We start from the raw sequence: 18,226 nt of genomic DNA on the forward strand, positions 1-18,226 counted from the left end.
GTCCTAGTTTATCTTAATAAACTAGGACGAAAGTTTGAACTAACGTGTTACCACCTATTTTTATGCTGAACTCTCATCCAACACCTCTTTCAGTGCGAGACCCAATAAAACAAGCCTGATACTGCGACACTGTAACGGGTGTAGACGTCGTAAGCTTATCTAGTAAAACTACTATGAATCACTTACGCTTGCTCAAAGACCATCTTCCATCTCATTTCAGTTACCCACTCACACCTTACAGGGCTCTCTTTAAACTTTCCTGATATGTACTCTTCTTTTCAAAGCTTTTTGTTTTTTAATTTTATAATAATACTCTAACTCAATTGCCATTTGATGTCAATCAATAATTAATCTAAATTTAAAAAAGCTTCTTCTGATACATCCGTCATAACTATCATCCAAGCTTTTCTTTCTTCCGGATTGTCTAAAACAGAAGGCGTTTGTAATGATTCATTATTAATCTCCACAATCGTACCTGCCAACGGTGTTATTAATTCAGTAACAGCTTTTTCCGCTTCTAATTCAGCAAAGGTATCCCCAACCTCTAGCTTGTCCCCTACCTTTGGTAACATAACAAAGGTCACATTACCAAAATCATCTTGTCCCTCATTAGTTAAACCGAATATAAACGTATCTTTATCTTTTAATACCCAAATTTGCTTATTGATAACCTTTTTCATTTTCCATAACTCCCACTAACACTTTTCTTATTTTAATAAATCCTCATAGGCTTCTTCTTTAAACCCTAATAAGACAGGTTCGCCAACTTTTTCCATAATTGGACGCTTAATTAACATTCCGTCTACACATAAACGACCAGCTGCTTCTTCATTACTAAAATCATTCACAATAGTTTTTAACCCTTGCTCACGGTAACGAACACCACTTGTATTAAAAAAACGACGAACAGGTAACTCACTTGCTTCCATCCAACCAACTAACTGCTCTTTTGTCGGTGGTGTTTCAATCATATCAATCATATTATAAGCAATGTTATTTTCATCTAACCATGCTTTTGCTTTCTTACACGTTGAACATTTTGGATACCAATAAAAATTAACCATCTGATCCCTCTTTTCTTAATGTATTACTTTAAGTATAACATACCTAGACTATAAAAATAAAACCCATCCTTAGCTAGCATTAAACAAAAAAACAACCATGATGGTTGTTTTACTTGTAATCTTGTTTTTGAAATTTCATGGATAAAATGATTCCGACACCAATTAAATTCCCCAGTAATGATGAGCCACCTTGACTAACAAAAGGCAGTGGGATACCAGTTAAAGGTAACAGACCAATATTAGCCCCAATATTCTCAAATACATGGAACAAAATCATCATAATTGTTCCTGTTGCAATGTAGGCATAAAATTCATTATTTGTGTCAAAACAAACACGAATCATGCGATAAATTAAAAAGAAATACATTAATATCATTAAGCAACCACCAATAAATCCAAAGTTTTCACCAATAACAGTAAAAATCATATCAGATTCACGTACAGGAACGTCTACTTCTGAAACGTTAAATCCTTTTCCTAATAAACCACCAGAACCAATCGCCACAAGTGCCTGAGCCTGTTGGAAAGATTTTCCTGATGAATCATGGAAGGGATCTAACCAAGAATCAATTCGTAGTAACTGGTATTGTTTAACCCCTGCAGCATATAAAAAATCACGTCCACTATCTGTTGTAACGAGATATATCGTAATAGCTGCTAACACTAGGAAAATACCAATAACAGGTAGAACAATTCGCCACGTAATACCAGACATTAAGAAGACACCACCTAGAATGGCAACATAAACTAACATCGTCCCAAAATCTTGTTGGAATTTCAATAAAATCCCAACAGGTAAAATGGTTAAAACTAGTTTACCAATCAAAATAAAATCATTTTTAATTGTATGCTCATGTTCTGAGTTATGTTGTGTCACCACATAAGCTAACATTAAAATAAATGCAATCTTCATTAATTCTGACGGCTGAATCGTAAGACCTGCAATATTAATCCAGTTTTTAGAGCCTGTCATAACAGCTAACGCTTTATCATGAAACCAAATCAGACTGGTCATTAATGCCAAGCCAAATGCATAAAATATCGGCGTCATCTTCCATAATGTTTTCGAGTCAAACTGCATTAAGACAACAACCGCTGCCACCCCGATTAAAATCCACAACACTTGTTTCAACATTGGCGTCCAAAGATCATCAATCATCGGATTATGATTCAATGCTACAAAAAGTGCAGCTAATCCCATTAATGATAACACCATAACTGGTAGAATGATGCCATAATCAATTCTATTATCCAAGTTATACCTTGTTTTTGTTTTATTCATGTCACATCTCTTTTCTATATAATCCTGTTATTTATTATAACCAATCTACTTCTATTTCATAAAACATTTAATAAATTTAATAATTTTTTTATTTTTTAACTTCATCTAAAAACTGTGTTAATTGTTTAAATGTCTCTTGAGATTCTTTTAGTGACAGATCAAATTGATATTCGTGCATCAACTCAGTATCTGTCTCATCATAAAAAACAGTCGTCACGTCACTGCCACTATCTTTTAAAACTTTAGCAAATGCTTTGCCTTGATCGGCGAAAGAAAACGTATTGCCATCGGCGATAAAAGTCTTAGGAAACGGTTTTTTTACGACGGTTAATAAATCGGCCTCTTTTACCATCTCAGAATCTTCCCAGTTACTTGTACCTGTATAAGCCCAACCAATCTTTTTCACAAAATAATCTAGTATAATTGAACTACTTTCTTGTGTCAGTGCTTCTAGTGAGAATGGCGTACATAATAGAACCGTGCCTACCAGATTTTTAGCAGGAATATCTTGCGGTAGGTTTACTTGCTTACTATAGGACTTATCTAGTTGAATCGTCGTATATTGGGCAGCTATTTGCCCACCTGCTGAATCTCCTGCCACGATAATTTGAGACATATCTAAATTATAAGCTTTAGCATTTTTAGCCAACTCATGATAAAGATCACTTACTTGGATTAAGGGACTGGGATAACGATTGGTAGGTGCTAATGAATAGTCCATGTTAGCGACTGCAAATCCTCGACTTGCTAACATAGTCGCATATATCTCTGTGTCAGATTTTTGACCTCCAACATATCCTCCTCCGTGTATCCAAATAATAACAGGAACTTTTTTACTTCCTTTAGGTCGTAGTAAATCATACTTATTTGAAGGCAATAACGACTCGTACGTCAAGTCTTTTTGAACACTGACTTCTTTTTTTAGTTGTTGATAGTCGCTAGGTGCTTGCGCCGGACTACCTGCTTTAAATTGCTGGTACACCAACTCACTAGCAGGGTACGGTGTGAATAAAATAATAAATAATGTAAAGATAAAACAAACTAGCGTGACAATCCCCGCTTCTTTCAACATTTCTTTCATTCAAGTACTTCCTTTTATTTAAACTAATTATTAAACAATAGACTTCGCCATTATAATTTATAATCGTACTAAAAGTATATGATATATATTAAGCTATATCAAGCAGTATCTGTCAGGTTACTCTGATGATATTTTATTTTTTCATGGTGGCTAACACACTCTAAAATGATAACTTTTAATTTAATATTTTAGAGTTAGGCTCACTTTTACTTAAATCATTAGCATAATTTTCTGCTATCACTAAAAAAGCCTACTGAATTATAAAAATTCAGTAGGCTGGACTCATTAACTAAAATTATTTTGTACCAAATAAACGATCGCCAGCATCTCCCAAGCCTGGTACGATATAGCCATCTTCATCTAAACGTTCATCTAGACCGGCTGTAATGATATCAATGTCAGGATGTGCTTCTTGTAATGCTTTAACACCTTCTGGAGCGGCAACTAAACATACAAATTTAATATTGTTTCCCCCACGTTTTTTTAAGGCATCTACTGCTAAAATAGCAGAACCACCTGTTGCTAACATTGGGTCAACAACAAATAATTGACGTGTTTCAATATCTGATGGTAATTTGACAAAGTACTCTACAGGTTCCCATGTATCATGGTCACGGTACATTCCGATATGACCTACTTTAGCTGCTGGAATTAACTCTAACATTCCGTCTACCATGCCGATACCTGCACGAAGAATTGGAATAATTGCTACTTTCTTACCTGATAACGTTTTTTGAATTGATTTTCCAACTGGCGTTTCAATCTCAACGTCCTCTAAAGGCATGTCACGTGATACTTCAAAAGCCATTAGCATAGCGATTTCATTGACAACCTCTCGAAATACCTTTGTTCCACAATTTTTATCACGAATGATAGTTAACTTGTGCTGAATTAGTGGATGATCAATAACTTGAAATTTTCCCATTCCTATTCTCCTTTTTCTTCGTATGAATGATTTTATCTAGAATAAGCTAAGATCATTCTTACTCTGTTTAAATTTTGTCTCTAACCATTGTAAAGGAAAAATGAGTGATTGACTAGTCAATCACTCACTTTTTTTTAATATTTTAACGATATAGTGGATATTTTCCAGTAATTGAACGAACTTCTTTACCTTCTCCAATAATAATGTCTTCATTATCCTTATTACTTAAAATCAGATCAATGATTTCAGCGATTCTTGTAGCACTCGCTTCTTTCATCCCACGGCTAGTAATCGCTGGAGTTCCAATTCTGATACCACTCGTTTTAAATGGGCTTAGTACTTCAAATGGTATGGTATTTTTATTAACAGTAATATGAGCACGGTCTAATAAGGCCTCAGCTTCCTTACCATTTAAACCATAACCGCTGACGTCTAATAATAATAAATGATTGTCGGTACCACCACTAATAACGCGGGCATTTTTAGAGTTTTTAAAGACTTTTTCCATTGCCTTAGCGTTGGCAATGACTTGCTTTTGATACTCTTTAAATTCAGGAGCAAGCGCTTCTTTAAACGCTACGGCTTTACCGGCAATCACATGCATCAAAGGTCCCCCTTGTATGCCTGGAAAAATAGCACTGTTGATTTTTTTAGCCAACGCTTCATCATTTGTTAGGATGATACCTCCACGAGGGCCTCTCAAGGTCTTATGTGTCGTTGACGTTACAATATCAGCATACGGCATTGGATTTTGATGTAAACCTGTTGCTACTAATCCAGCAATATGAGCCATATCAACCATCAATTTTGCCCCAACTTCATCTGCAATCTCACGAAATTTTTTAAAATCAATCTCACGACTATAAGCACTTGCTCCGGCTACTATTAATTTGGGTTTAATTTCACGAGCATGATAACGGATAACTTCATAATCCAATTCTTCAGAAACAGGTTGGACGCCATAGGCATGAAAATCATACGTTTTACCACTAAAATTAACAGGTGACCCATGCGTTAGATGACCACCATGCGTTAGATCCATCCCTAAGACGACATCCCCTGGTTCAATTAGGGCCATATAAGCAGCGGTATTAGCCTGTGATCCTGAATGAGGCTGAACATTTGCAAATTCAGCACCGAATAGTTGTTTAACTCGCTCAATTGCTAAATTCTCAACAACATCCACAACCTCGCATCCACCGTAATAACGCTTCCCAGGATACCCTTCTGCGTATTTATTAGTCAAAATACTCCCTTGTGCCGCCATCACTGCTTTTGACACAAAGTTTTCTGAGGCTATCAATTCAATATTTTCATCTTGACGATACCCCTCTTTAATAATGGCATCCCATAATTCTAAATCATTCTCTTTAAAATCCATACCCAAACTACCCCCTTGTTCTTTTTAATATTGTATCACAATTTATTTGATTGATTCAAAGTATAACCTACCCTTTAGCATTTAAAGATTTTACCACCTGATGCTTTTTTCAGACGGTTCATATAGGCAGCACCTACTCCTATTTCTGGAAAAGTCTCAACTAAGACTAAATCAAGCGGTTCTTCCCACTCATCTAACGCTCTTAGTCCCGCAAATAAGTGTTTAGCAGCTTCTGAAACAGTCCCATTTGAAGTTAAGATATAACTAGCAGTTATCTCAGAGCCTAAATCAGATACTATTTTTTCAGAGGCTAATACACCAACGTTTAGGTGATCTTTCTTTGCTAGCGAGACAGCTTCTTTAAAATCCGCTTTAAGGTAGTCAATCATCCACACCTCAACATTTGGTGAATAATGTTTGTACTTCATACCTGGAGACTTTGGAGCCTCAGTTTCAGTCATCAAATGGCGATCAATAGTAACTTCTCCAATAACCTGTTCTAAATCAACTTCTGTAAGCTGACCCGGTCTTAAAATCATTGGCACATCTCCCGACATATCTAAGACCGTTGATTCTAAACCAACACTTGTAGCACCGCCTTCAAGTATACCAGCAATTTTGCCAGCTAAGTCATGCATCACATGTTTGGCTGTTGTAGGACTTGGCTTACCTGAGGTATTAGCACTTGGTCCCACTAAGGGAGCCCCTACTTGTTCAATTAAAGCTAAGGTCAAGTCATTAGCTGGCATTCTAAAAGCAGCCGTTTCTAACCCTCCAGTGACAACACTTGGCAAACTACCAGGTATTATCTTAAATATTAATGTTAAAGGTCCTGGCCAAAAGCTATCCATTAATTTCTTAGCTTCAACTGGAATACTTTCAACATAATGGGTTAAATCTTCTTGCCCTGTCACATGCACAATCAATGGGTTATCACTTGGACGTCCTTTTGCTTGGTAAACTTTTTGAACCGCCTCAGCATTAGTCGCATCTGCCCCTAAACCGTAGACTGTTTCAGTAGGAAAGGCTACTAACTCTCCTTTTTGCAATAACTCCACTGCTTGATTTAATGTTTCTTCAGAAAAATAATTTGTTTCCACAGCTTATCCACAACCCTTCTTAATTACGCACTGTGCTCTTTAAATAGCTTTCTATTTTCCACATTTCTCTACATCTACTCGTTTTAACATTACTTTGTTTAATGAGAATACTCATTGTTTTTTAGTGAATTGCCATTACCACCTCTAATGTACTGATACCATCCGGTCTTGGCCAAATAAATCTTTATGAACCCTAATCGTTTTTTCTGGAAAAACTTCTTTAAAAATAGCCACAACTGCACTCCCTTGTTGGAAACCTATCTCTAAATAAAGACGACTATTCTGATGCATAACCTCACCAACTTGTGAGGCTAATTTTTGGTAAATGGCAAGTCCCTCATTCTCAGCAAACAAAGCCAGGGATGGCTCGTACTCACGTACACTAACATCCATCACATCAAATTCATCCTGACTAATATAGGGGGGGTTAGATATGATAATATCAAATGTTTGACCTCTAACAGGTTCTAACAAATCCCCTTCGTAAAACAATACTTCTTGATCTTGTAACTTAGCATTTTCCTTAGCAACGGTTAGCGCTTCTCTTGAAATATCACTAGCAGAAACTTCCCAATTTTTAGCTTCTCTCTTTAAAGTCAAAGCAATCGCACCTGTGCCCGTTCCAACATCCATCACCTTTAAATTAGCTTGCTGATTATTTTCATTTAAACACATAGCTACAAGTTCTTCTGTCTCAGGTCTCGGGATGAGAGTGTTTTCCGTCACTTTAAAACGTGCTCCATAAAACTCACAAGAGCCGATAATATACTGAGGCGGATGATTGGCTATAACTAATTTCAAATCTTCCTCTAATTGTTCTTGTTCCTTTTGAGGCATACTTTTTCTCAGACTTATCAATAACTCTGTCCTCGTCCAACCTAATCGTTCTAACAACATATATTCAGCTAAATAAGGCTCTTTTCCATGATTTTCTAAAAAAGAAGAAGCCCCTTTAAGGACTTCAACATAGGTCTTAGTTGCCATTTTGCATCTCTTCAATCTTAGCAGTTTGATCATAAATGATTAAAGCATCGACGATCTCACTTAATTCACCTGATAAAATACGGTCTAATTTTTGAATTGTTAAACCAATTCGGTGATCTGTGACACGGTTTTGGGGGAAATTATATGTTCGAATACGTTCTGAACGATCGCCTGTCCCAACTGCTGATTTACGATTTGCATCATATTCGCTTTGTGACTCCTGACGGATTTGATCAAAAACACGCGTACGTAATACTTTCATCGCTTTTTCTCTATTCTGTAATTGTGAACGTTGATCTTGCATTGCCACTACCACACCTGTTGGAATATGCGTCAAACGAACAGCTGACGCAGTTTTATTGACATGCTGTCCACCAGCTCCACTTGCATGATAAATATCTACGCGAATATCTTTATCTTCCAACTCTAACTCAACTTCTTCTGCTTCAGGTAAAACTACTACTGTCGCAGTAGAGGTATGAACACGACCTTGTGATTCTGTTGATGGAATGCGTTGAACACGGTGCGCGCCACTTTCATATTTTAATTTAGAAAAGACATTTTCACCACTAATCATTACTGTTACTTCTTTATAACCACCAATATCAGTAATATTAGCGTCCATCACTTCAAATTTCCAACCTTGTGATGCTGCATAACTTTGGTACATTTCAAATAAATCACCTGCAAATAACGCTGCTTCATCACCACCGGCAGCACCACGGATTTCCATGATAATATTTTTATCATCATTGGGATCCTTAGGAATCATAAGGACTGTGATACGCTCTTCTAATTCTTCTTTTTCTGTTTTTAGTTCCGATAATTCCTCTTTTGCTAATTCTTGCATCTCAGCATCAAGTTTTTCACCTAACAACTCTTCTGTTTCAGAAATCCCTGTTACGACTTCTTTATAACGGCGATAAACTTCTACTGTTTCACGACTATTAGCTTCTTCTTTTGATAATTCCATAAATTTTTTCGTATCTGAAATCACATCTGGATCGCTAAGTAACTCCCCTAATTCTTCGTAACGGTCTTCGATTGATTGTAATTGATCGTACATCATGATTCTCCTTATCATTTTTTATTTGTAATTGGACCATATCTTACCTCATTATTTAAATCTCTGGATGTAAATAATGCTTGCGGCAGACTGGATAATAGGCTTCGTTCCCACCAATTTGAATTTGCTCACCGGTATACACCGCTTGACCATCATTCATTCGTAAATTCATAATGGCTTTTTTATGACAGAACCAACAAATTGTTTTCAACTCTTCAAGTTTATCTGCATATAATAATAAATATTTTGAACCTTCAAATAAGTCATTTTTAAAATCATTTTTTAATCCAAATGCCATCACTGGTATCTCTAATTCATCAACAATTTTAGCTAGCTGCACAACATGATGCTTTTCTAAAAATTGCGATTCGTCTACCAAAATACAATAGGGTATAAAATCTAACTTTTTGATATAATCATAGACATTTGTTTCATGAAAAATTGGTGTTGCTTCTCGAGATAAGCCAATACGGCTCGATACTTTTCCAAGTCCATCCCGTGTATCAACGCCACTTGTCATCAATACCACCGGTTTATCTTGCTCTTCATAATTATGGGCAACCTTTAAAATTTCAATCGTTTTACCACTATTCATCGCCCCATACTTAAAAAATAACTGTGCCAATCTCTTCCACCAACTTTCATTTTCTACCTATGTAAGTATACTGTAAAAATTTAAAAAAAGCATCCTATTGGGGATAAAAAATCGAAAAGCCCCCCATATTTCCCAAATAATCTTATTCGCTCTACAACATAATTTAGAGGCTCTTATAATATAGATTCAAAACATCATTTTAAAAATTTATAGCCAATAATTTTTATAGACCTCAAACAACCCTATTCTAAAGACTAACTAAAAAACAAACGACTAAAAATCAATTAACCTCTTCTTAGAAATCTAATCTTCTTAGAAAAAAACTATTAGTGATAAATCACTAATAGTTTTTTTTAAGCATTAGGACCTCCATCGCCTTTAAACCAACCTGTTTTAGCATTGATTGTTACTAAATAAATTGGAACATCTTTTGGATTACGTTTACGCAATAAGGGTGAATCGGTGTTAGTAGCATATAAATCATAGTACGCCTCACCGTTAACGATTTCACGTTGACGTAATTCATAACCACCCTCGGTCATATAACCTCGGCTCAGACATTCGTTAATAACTTTTTCTTGAATTCCCGGCGCCCATGACCAATCTCCTTCGATGTTCTTAGCAGCTTCTTGTTCACGATTAGCAGCTTCTTCAGCTTGTTTGGCAACCTCGGCCTCTATTTCAGTTTGTTTAGCCGTCTCTTCAGCATCATACTGTTCATCTAATGCTTCTTTTTGCTGCTGCTCATCTAATATCTGTTGTTCCAACTCAGCTTGCTCGGCAGTTTCTTCTACCAATTGTTGTTCCTCAATTTGTGGACTTGCTATCTCTGAATCCTTTGATTCGTCTTCTTTAGTTGCATTTTCTTTTTCAGCATTTATTTGCTTATCACTTGCTTCTTTAGCCACTTTTTCTTTTTCGGCTTCAGCTTTTTTAGCAGCAGCCTCTTTAGCCATTTTTTCTTTTTCGACTTTAGCTTTTTTAGCAACTGCTTCTTTAGCCGCTTTTTCTTTTTCTACTTTTTCTTTTTCGGCTTTTTCTTTCCTAGCATTTGCTTTTTTAGCTGCCTTTTCTTTTTCTACAGCTGCTTTTTTAGCTGCCTTTTCTTGAAGTTCATTGTCCACTTTAGCCAATTTTTCTGCCAACTGCTTTTTCAATGTGGGATTTATAGCTGTGGATAGTTTTTTTTGAACAGCTGATAGCTCTTTTTTAGTAACCTCTTCTTTAAGATTACCCTCTTGATCAAATAAGGCATCAATCTCTTTTTGAACTTTTCCACTTGTTTCCACTTGCTTATTGGCGACACCAATAGCCAGATTAATCGTCTCATCTAGTGGATCTTTAGGCTGTTCTATCATCTTAGGTAACCTTGGTTTTTCAGAACTTAACGCAACATCTTCCAAGACCTTGTCACCTTTTATAACAGGTTCCTCAAACAATTCATTTACTTCTTTTTGACGATCAAATACTTCCTCAACTTCATCTAAAGTTGCGGTCAATAGATTTTTTTGAGTGTCATCTTCTTTCCCCAATGACTTCACTTCTTTTTTTAAACTAGCTAATTGTTTCGGGGTAAATGAGTCATTTAAAAACAACTTACGTTTATCCAAAAACAAGTTATCCACATCACTTGTCAATTTTGTTAACATCTTGTCATGGGATTTTTGCGCCTCAATCACTTGATTTTCTTGATATTTGGTTACACCATAATACCCGCCACCCATTAGTAAGGCTAATAAAGCTATAACTCCCAATGTTTTTTTCACATTCTTCGATTTTTTAGGTGGCTCTGGCGAGTCTTTCTCTGGCAACTTACTTTCCGTTTTCAACTCTGATTGACTGATGTCTTCTTTTTTACTGCTCGTTGTTTTCATGCCAGCAGCAGAAGCTGCTGCACCAATTCCTGCCACCATCGCCGCTTTTTTATCCGCACTAGTTGCTTCTTCTTTCGCTTCTGTAGAAACTTCTTGATCACTACTAGGAAGTGTTTCTTCTTGTTGCGACGGACTAGAACTAGCTACTTCATCGGCGATAAGTGCCGTATTCGCTGTTGCTTTTGTATCAGTACTAGCTACTTCCACTTTTTCTTTTTTTGAATTAGACTCTTTAGAGTCATTTTTAGCTTTTTGTTGACTTTTTCGATCTTTTTTTAAAACCAATGCTGCATTAATTTCTTCTGCTCCTGGTTGGAAGATATCACAGTTAGGACAGACCTTTTCCTCAGCAGTCACAATATGACCACAATTAGGACACTTTACACCTCTACTCATGCTTATCACATTCCTATTAGTTAATTTTATTTTAAATCACATGCCTTTAATCCGAGCATATCAACCTTCATTTTATCACAAAAAGCCCTTAATTGTTAAGGGCTTTTTGATCTCGATTTTTTTCATTTAAGGTCTTTTTATCATAACTAGTTAAAAGACTATTTATCTTGTAATAACAAACCCTTCAATTTTAAACTCCTCCACGTAACCTTGAGCTTGTTTACCTATGATATTTGCTTTAAAACTAACCTGATCACCTTTCTCTAAGAAAGTTGCCTCTTCATAGTCTGTCGTATTAACACTATAAACTTGGTTATCATCTAAAACAAATTTGATAACAGTCGCATCATTTAAATTCATTGGTGGCGTTAGACGTTTTATCGTCCCCTCAATGGTTTGTTCTTTTGCTTTATCAGTAGCTGAGACATTGCTTGTCTTTTGACTTAGCTTCAGACGGTAACTTTGTAAGGCTTTAGACACCGTGTCTTCCATTGCGATAATATCACTATCCGTTGCATTGACATACGCAATTTTTTTGAAAATACCATTTTTGTCTAACATCGATACAACCCAAGTTGGCACACCATCAATATTATAAAGAAGTGGCATGTTTCCTTCCAATTTCTTTTCTGGATAAACAAGATTGACCAAGTTTAATAAGCCTTCACTATCCATCATATTTTTTTTACTATAATAAGTAATTTCTGCAGTTCTTGCATTAATAAATGAATAGCCAATAGCTGAATCATCTGAACTGGAAGGTGATGTAAAATCAGTAAAATACAACATCTCACCTTTCTCATTAAAGATGGGAGTTACCTGATCTTCTGTCCCATTACTCGTTGCAAGTTTGACGCCTTTTTTGGCTAATTTACTATTCAGCCAACCATTTTCATATTTTCCATAGACACTATTCATCTCAGTTGCCATTTCAGGTGAAATTGGTGCATCAATAAAAGCTGGAACATCTTTTAAATCATAGACTTTAACTTCTCCAATTTCACTATCTAAGACAGCTATTTTCATCTTACGATAATTAGGATTTTCAGAAATCCCACGAGGTTTATAAAGTGTTTGGACATAGTAAGCATGCCCATCATCAGCAATCTCTAGTTGTGGTTCACCAATTGATTTATAGGTAGCTGTAGCAAAATAAATTTTTCGCTCCACATCTTTTAAGAAAAAAGCACTTGGAATATATTTCATCCCACGTTTGACGGGAATAGGCTGCTCGTACACATCGGTTGCTGACATCTGTAGATATCCTTCCGATACGCCACCTTTTAACCATCGCCAAAACCCTTTGAATTCTAAAGGTGCAATATAGACCACTTCATCTTTAACTTTTTGAACCTGTAAACGTCCTAAATTATAAAATTGTTGGTTATCAAACTGATTCATTGATTTCTTCATTTTATTCCTTACCGTTTTAGGTGGAATAGTTACAGGTGTGTCTGCCTTATCAAGCTCCGGTGTATCTGTTCCTTTAACCAAATTCAACGTATCATAAACTTGTTTTTTGCTATAGACTTCATAACCATTAGAAGCAATTAATAAAACTAAACTTGCTAAAATAAGGCCAATAACTTTTTTGCTAGTGGGCCGCTTGATATCGGTCACTAAGTCGTCCCATTCATTGACGAGATAGATAATTCCCACAGCAAGTAATCCTAAAATACCGTTCGTCAATAAATAGTTCAATAATGATTTACTTGGCAATACACACCAAATTACTAACCCATACATAACAATAACAATTAAAAAAAGCCCCACCAATAATTTCCATTGTTTTTTATTTAATTGAAATTTCTTACTAATTAAATACCCACCAACTAAAATTAACGCCATAATATGACTAATCACTAACTGACTTAACATCATTTTCCCCCATTTCTTCTTCTTATTATTGTATCTTAAGTTTGCGATAGGCGCTACTAAACTCGTAACGGATTTATTAAAAACAGTTAAAAATACAAACTTTTTCTTTTCCTCATGAGAAATCATTAAGGATAAATTGCAGTTATTTTTAGACGTGCTATACTAGGACTTGAATTTATATCTGAAAGGGGCTGAGCGCTTGGCCAAACGTCGTTTTTTTTATGGCTACAAACGTGACTTCACACGCTTTTTATCTGCCCACATCTCTAGTATCCAGATGATCGTTCTCTACTATTTACTACTAACGATTTTGTCGTTCTTCTTGTTACGACTAGCGTTTTTTAGAAATCCTGGAGTAGACACCAGCTTACTTGATGATGTCTTTATGGCAATCAGTACTGTTAGTGTAACAGGTCTCAGTACGTTTAATATTAACGAAGTCTTTAACCACCGAGGAGTCGTCCTCTTAGAAATACTATTTCAAGTGGGTGGACTTGGTATTATGATGGTTTCAACTTTCTTTTTTATTGTGACTAGACGAAAAATTTCATTGAAACAACGTCAACTAATTATGACCGACATGAACCAACCTAAATTAAGCGGCATTGTTAGACTAATTAGAACAACTTTAGCTATTCTCTTGTGGATTCAACTTTTATTTGGTGTCATTTTTTCAATTCACTTCTATAGCTCTCATCATCAGGCAAATATTTATGATTCCATTTTCTATGGTTTCTATCAATCTATTTCAGCTGTCACAAACTCAGGTTTTGACGTGACAGGAGGCTCTATTATTCCCTATGCTGATGACCACTTCTTTTTGATTTGCATCATTTTGTTAATTACAGTTGGTGGGATTGGCTTTCCTGTTATTATGGAAATTAAAGAATGGTTATTCTTCAAAAAATCTAAGCACGGCTATCCTTTTCGTTTTTCATTATTCAGTAAACTTGCTATTTGGTCCTTCTTAATTCTTTTTATTTTTGGGACTTTACTCATTTTTGCTTTAGAAAGACAACATTTATTTGCTGATATGTCTAGTAGTCAACAATGGATTTCATCCATGTTTTACTCTATGACTACCCGTAATGCTGGTCTGCAAATCAATGATTTAAATGATTTTCAAACGGCTACCTTATTACTATTTTCGACGCTGATGTTTATCGGGTGCAGCCCTAGTTCAGTTGGAGGGGGTGTTCGAACCACAACAGTGGCAATCATTGTCCTCTATATGTTTTCATTTATTAAAAGTGAAGAAAAAATCAGTATTTTTGGTCGCCGAATTTCAGAAGAAGATATAAAAAAATCAGTCGTTGTGTTTAACTTATCCTTATTAATGTGCTTTTTATCAGTCATTATTTTGGCAGCAACGGAAAAACACTCACTCATTTCTTTAATTGTCGAAGTGACCTCCGCTTTTGGAACAACAGGCCTATCCCTAGGAATTACCCCCGACTTGTCAACAACAGGCAAAATTATTATTGCCTTATTAATGTTTATCGGACGAATCGGAATGCTTTATACCTTAATGCTGTTTGTTCCTAAAGAGATGCAAGACAAAGGTTACATCTACCCAACTGAAAAAATTATTATTGGTTAAACTTAAACCTATTCGATCCTTTGGAAAGAATAGGTTTTTATTAATTATTCAACTCAGCTAGGAAAAATGATTAAAAAATCAAACAAGTTATGGTATGATGAATTGGATAAAATTTAGACTTCAATGAGAGTAAGTAATCAATCATGTTAAATAGGAGGAACAAAATAATGACCGTACGCAGTCAATTAGCTACATTTGTAGGGAAATCAAGTCAATGGTTTCTAAAAAATTTTACAAAAGGTGGTAGCAGTTTACCTGGAAAGTTAGCGCTAAAAATTGATCCTAATATCTTAGATAGCTTAGCCAAAGACTATGAAGTAATTGTTGTAACAGGAACCAATGGTAAAACACTAACAACCGCTTTAACCGTTAATGTATTGAAACAAGAATTTGGAGAAGTTTTGACCAACCCAACCGGAGCCAATATGGCACAAGGTATCGTTTCAACTTTCTTAGGTGCAAAAAAGAAAAAAAATGGTAAAAATTTTGCTGTTTTAGAAATTGATGAGGCTAGCCTGAGCAAAGTAACAGAGTACATCAAACCAGAATTATTTTTATTTACTAATATTTTCCGTGATCAGATGGACCGTTATGGTGAAATCTATACTACCTATAAATTAATTGTCGACGGGGCTGCCAAAGCACCTAAAGCAACAATCTTAACCAACGGTGACTTACCAATTTTCAACTCTGTTGAAACAGTTAATCCTCGTGAATACTACGGATTTAATCATGAAGAAGATCATGAACAAATGGCTCACTACAATACCGATGGTGTATTATGTCCAAATTGCCAACACATTTTGCATTATAAAATGATTACTTATAGTAACTTAGGAAAATATTATTGCCCACATTGTGAGTTCAAACGTCCTAAACTTGATTATCAATTAACTGAACTTGGTGAAATGACGAATACATCGGCTAATTTCACGATTGATGGTCAAGAATATGGCATTGAAGTGGGTGGTTTGTACAATGTCTATAATGCCTTATCTGCTACTGCTATCGGCCGTCATTATGGTGTCTCACCAGAGAAAATTAGAGCTGGATTAGCCTATGATGAAAAAGTATTTGGACGTCAAGAAGTCATTAATGTCGAAGGTAAAAAATGTACTTTAGTACTTGTTAAAAATCCCGTTGGCTTAAATCAAGTCATTGATATGATTGGCTTAGCAAAAGGGCCATTCTCTGTAGTTAGCTTACTGAATGCCAATTATGCAGACGGAATCGATATTAGCTGGATTTGGGATGGAAATTATGAAGGCTTTTCCGAAATGGATGTAACTAATGTAGTTACCGGCGGAGATCGTCGTAAAGATATGACTCTTCGTATGAAAGTTGCAGGTATTCCTGAAGACAAAATAACAGAAGTTGACAGCTTAACATCTGTTATTGATGAAATTAAACAGGCACCATCTGATCAAGTCTTTATCTTAGCGACCTATACAGCTGTCATTCAATTACGCAAAGAATTAGCAAACCAAAGCTATATTAAAGGAGGGATGTAAGATGACACAACTAAAAATCAGAGCGTGCCACCTTTACGGAAACTTACTAAATACCTATGGCGATAATGGCAATATGTTAATGCTAGACTACCATGCAAAACAAATGGGGGTAGAGTTTACAACAGATATTATTAGCATCTATGAAGATTTCTCTGCCGATGATTATGATTTTGTTTTCTTCGGTGGTGGTCAAGACTATGAGCAAACTATCGTTTCTAAAGATCTTCAAACAAAAAAAGAAGAATTAACACGCTACATCGAAGATGATGGTGTTATGCTTGCTATTTGTGGTGGCTATCAAATGTTAGGTCACTACTATATTGGGGCTAATGGTGATAAAATTCAAGGAATTGGTGCCTTAGACCACTATACTCTTAGCCAAGAAAATAACCGTTTCATTGGAGATGTCGAGATTTATAATGCCGAATTTGATGAAACTTATGTTGGTTTTGAAAATCACAATGGAACAACATTCTTAGGTGAAGGTGAAAAACCTTTGGGAGAAATCAAATTAGGTGAAGGAAACAATGGAGAAGATAAAAGTGAAGGCGTTATTTACAAAAATACTTTTGGGAGCTACCTACACGGACCAATTTTAGCTCGTAATGAACACCTATCAATCCGTTTACTTAATATGATTTTAGAAAAAAAATACGGTAAAGATTTTAAAAAAGAATAATTAATTTTAAAGTTGACATAACAATAACCCCCTCACAAATTTAGAAAAACAAATTTGTGAGGGGGTTATTTTAAATGTCGTCATAATTGGCTACTATTGCTGCATATAACGACGTTGGTTCCCCGACTAAAAAATGAATCACTCAATCTTTTCCTACTACTTCTATTCTAAGAAACTAGGGTTGCTCTTACAGAAATATCTCCCTTTCCTACTAAAGGCACCATGTATACAGATAGGACATCATTTTTATTCGCTAAATTATTAAGTGGTAAATGCATTTGTTTTGCCCCTTGTAGATGATAAATAGGCGCGACAATAATCTCTTCCGTTGTTAAATTGATTACGCCTACTGCCCAATGTAAAGATTTGGGACCTGGATTAAGGATATCAATAATAACTTCTTTTGGCTCAAAATCAGTGGCTTGAACAGGGATAAATGGGGGCTCTAACGATTCTTTGTCTAGTAGACCTGTATACATACCTGTGGCAGACTGAGGTGGAAACTCGATCATAGTATCTGTTATAAATGAACTACTAGTCATACTTGCCTCGACTTTTGATGCCGTGGGCATAAATAACCCAAAAGTTACCACTGTTAATAGACTTAAAATAATTTTACCTTTCATACTCTTCACCTGATTTCTATAAGATTTAATAACACGTTCACTATATACCCTTTAACGAACATTGTAAAGGTTTTCATCTGTATTTTTAAAAATATTATACTAAATTGACTAGATTGACTCATACTGATTCACACTATTTTAACCTCATTACTTTTGTATATCTGTTCAAAAAGAAACATCTTTT

Annotated in this window: 16 protein-coding genes; 3 read left to right on the plus strand and 13 right to left on the minus strand. The window is 35.5% G+C overall.

Features of this window, described 5'->3' with window-relative positions; all coding sequences use genetic code 11:
• Positions 1-347: 347 nt before the first annotated feature.
• From OL234_RS08240 to OL234_RS08295, 12 genes are all read right to left on the minus strand, one after another.
• Complete coding sequence (locus tag OL234_RS08240; protein ID WP_275468757.1) at positions 348-680, minus strand: glycine cleavage system H family protein; 333 nt, start codon at positions 678-680, stop codon at positions 348-350.
• Between the two features lie 27 nt (positions 681-707).
• Entirely contained in the window at positions 708-1,064 is a 357-nt protein-coding gene (locus OL234_RS08245) for an arsenate reductase family protein (RefSeq protein ID WP_275468758.1), read from the minus strand.
• 109 nt (positions 1,065-1,173) lie between these two features.
• Positions 1,174-2,346, minus strand: a complete 1,173-nt coding sequence (locus OL234_RS08250) for an FtsW/RodA/SpoVE family cell cycle protein (protein WP_275468759.1) — start codon at positions 2,344-2,346, stop codon at positions 1,174-1,176.
• 88 nt (positions 2,347-2,434) lie between these two features.
• Positions 2,435-3,427, minus strand: a complete 993-nt coding sequence (locus OL234_RS08255; protein ID WP_275468760.1) for an alpha/beta hydrolase — start codon at positions 3,425-3,427, stop codon at positions 2,435-2,437.
• Positions 3,428-3,722: 295 nt separating this feature from the next.
• Positions 3,723-4,352 carry a uracil phosphoribosyltransferase gene (upp, locus tag OL234_RS08260; RefSeq protein ID WP_275468761.1) on the minus strand — a complete coding sequence of 210 codons (630 nt, stop codon included), beginning with the start codon at positions 4,350-4,352 and terminating at the stop codon, positions 3,723-3,725.
• A 142-nt stretch (positions 4,353-4,494) separates the two neighbouring features.
• Positions 4,495-5,733: a serine hydroxymethyltransferase gene (gene glyA, locus OL234_RS08265; protein ID WP_275468762.1), complete on the minus strand. Its 1,239-nt coding sequence runs from the start codon at positions 5,731-5,733 to the stop codon at positions 4,495-4,497.
• Between the two features lie 74 nt (positions 5,734-5,807).
• The gene (locus tag OL234_RS08270; RefSeq protein ID WP_275468763.1) at positions 5,808-6,833 is read right to left on the minus strand and encodes an L-threonylcarbamoyladenylate synthase; all 1,026 of its coding nucleotides are present in this window, start codon (positions 6,831-6,833) and stop codon (positions 5,808-5,810) included.
• A gap of 144 nt (positions 6,834-6,977) precedes the next feature.
• On the minus strand, positions 6,978-7,817 hold the full coding sequence (prmC, locus tag OL234_RS08275; RefSeq protein WP_275468764.1) for a peptide chain release factor N(5)-glutamine methyltransferase: 840 nt from the start codon (positions 7,815-7,817) through the stop codon (positions 6,978-6,980).
• The gene (gene prfA / locus OL234_RS08280) at positions 7,807-8,883 is read right to left on the minus strand and encodes a peptide chain release factor 1 (RefSeq protein WP_275468765.1); all 1,077 of its coding nucleotides are present in this window, start codon (positions 8,881-8,883) and stop codon (positions 7,807-7,809) included. Before prfA ends, prmC begins: the two co-directional genes overlap by 11 nt.
• A 55-nt stretch (positions 8,884-8,938) precedes the next feature.
• Positions 8,939-9,508 (minus strand): thymidine kinase, encoded by a 570-nt coding sequence (locus OL234_RS08285; RefSeq protein WP_275468766.1) that lies wholly within the window; start codon positions 9,506-9,508, stop codon positions 8,939-8,941.
• A 323-nt stretch (positions 9,509-9,831) separates the two neighbouring features.
• Complete coding sequence (locus OL234_RS08290; protein ID WP_275468767.1) at positions 9,832-11,748, minus strand: cell division site-positioning protein MapZ family protein; 1,917 nt, start codon at positions 11,746-11,748, stop codon at positions 9,832-9,834.
• Positions 11,749-11,910: 162 nt separating this feature from the next.
• Positions 11,911-13,752: a DNA-binding protein gene (locus tag OL234_RS08295; RefSeq protein ID WP_275468768.1), complete on the minus strand. Its 1,842-nt coding sequence runs from the start codon at positions 13,750-13,752 to the stop codon at positions 11,911-11,913.
• Positions 13,753-13,825: 73 nt separating this feature from the next.
• On the opposite strand from OL234_RS08295, the gene OL234_RS08300 reads away from it, so the two are divergent.
• The 3 genes from OL234_RS08300 (at position 13,826) to OL234_RS08310 (ending at position 17,416) form a co-directional block, all read left to right on the plus strand.
• Positions 13,826-15,226 carry a TrkH family potassium uptake protein gene (locus tag OL234_RS08300; protein WP_437184422.1) on the plus strand — a complete coding sequence of 467 codons (1,401 nt, stop codon included), beginning with the start codon at positions 13,826-13,828 and terminating at the stop codon, positions 15,224-15,226.
• A gap of 167 nt (positions 15,227-15,393) precedes the next feature.
• A complete protein-coding gene (locus tag OL234_RS08305; protein ID WP_275468769.1) occupies positions 15,394-16,737 on the plus strand; it encodes a Mur ligase family protein in 1,344 nt (447 codons plus the stop codon).
• Position 16,738: 1 nt separating this feature from the next.
• Positions 16,739-17,416 carry a type 1 glutamine amidotransferase gene (locus OL234_RS08310; RefSeq protein WP_275468770.1) on the plus strand — a complete coding sequence of 226 codons (678 nt, stop codon included), beginning with the start codon at positions 16,739-16,741 and terminating at the stop codon, positions 17,414-17,416.
• Positions 17,417-17,583: 167 nt separating this feature from the next.
• Here OL234_RS08310 and OL234_RS08315 read toward each other — a convergent pair whose 3' ends face one another.
• Positions 17,584-18,042: a hypothetical protein gene (locus OL234_RS08315; RefSeq protein ID WP_275468771.1), complete on the minus strand. Its 459-nt coding sequence runs from the start codon at positions 18,040-18,042 to the stop codon at positions 17,584-17,586.
• Between the last annotated feature and the right edge of the window lie 184 nt (positions 18,043-18,226).

Source organism: Vagococcus intermedius, from assembly GCF_029144185.1.
GTDB lineage: Bacteria > Bacillota > Bacilli > Lactobacillales > Vagococcaceae > Vagococcus_D > Vagococcus_D intermedius.

What these genes read in the sequence shown, in the direction of transcription:
- OL234_RS08240 (WP_275468757.1), bottom strand. Translation starts at nt 680, where the DNA reads ATGAAAAAGGTTATCAATAAGCAAATTTGGGTATTAAAAGATAAAGAT.
- OL234_RS08245 (WP_275468758.1), bottom strand. Translation starts at nt 1,064, where the DNA reads ATGGTTAATTTTTATTGGTATCCAAAATGTTCAACGTGTAAGAAAGCA.
- OL234_RS08250 (WP_275468759.1), bottom strand. Translation starts at nt 2,346, where the DNA reads ATGAATAAAACAAAAACAAGGTATAACTTGGATAATAGAATTGATTAT.
- OL234_RS08255 (WP_275468760.1), bottom strand. Translation starts at nt 3,427, where the DNA reads ATGAAAGAAATGTTGAAAGAAGCGGGGATTGTCACGCTAGTTTGTTTT.
- upp (WP_275468761.1), bottom strand. Translation starts at nt 4,352, where the DNA reads ATGGGAAAATTTCAAGTTATTGATCATCCACTAATTCAGCACAAGTTA.
- glyA (WP_275468762.1), bottom strand. Translation starts at nt 5,733, where the DNA reads ATGGATTTTAAAGAGAATGATTTAGAATTATGGGATGCCATTATTAAA.
- prmC (WP_275468764.1), bottom strand. Translation starts at nt 7,817, where the DNA reads ATGGCAACTAAGACCTATGTTGAAGTCCTTAAAGGGGCTTCTTCTTTT.
- prfA (WP_275468765.1), bottom strand. Translation starts at nt 8,883, where the DNA reads ATGTACGATCAATTACAATCAATCGAAGACCGTTACGAAGAATTAGGG.
- OL234_RS08290 (WP_275468767.1), bottom strand. Translation starts at nt 11,748, where the DNA reads ATGAGTAGAGGTGTAAAGTGTCCTAATTGTGGTCATATTGTGACTGCT.
- OL234_RS08295 (WP_275468768.1), bottom strand. Translation starts at nt 13,752, where the DNA reads ATGATTTCTCATGAGGAAAAGAAAAAGTTTGTATTTTTAACTGTTTTT.
- OL234_RS08305 (WP_275468769.1), top strand. Translation starts at nt 15,394, where the DNA reads ATGACCGTACGCAGTCAATTAGCTACATTTGTAGGGAAATCAAGTCAA.
- OL234_RS08310 (WP_275468770.1), top strand. Translation starts at nt 16,739, where the DNA reads ATGACACAACTAAAAATCAGAGCGTGCCACCTTTACGGAAACTTACTA.
- OL234_RS08315 (WP_275468771.1), bottom strand. Translation starts at nt 18,042, where the DNA reads ATGAAAGGTAAAATTATTTTAAGTCTATTAACAGTGGTAACTTTTGGG.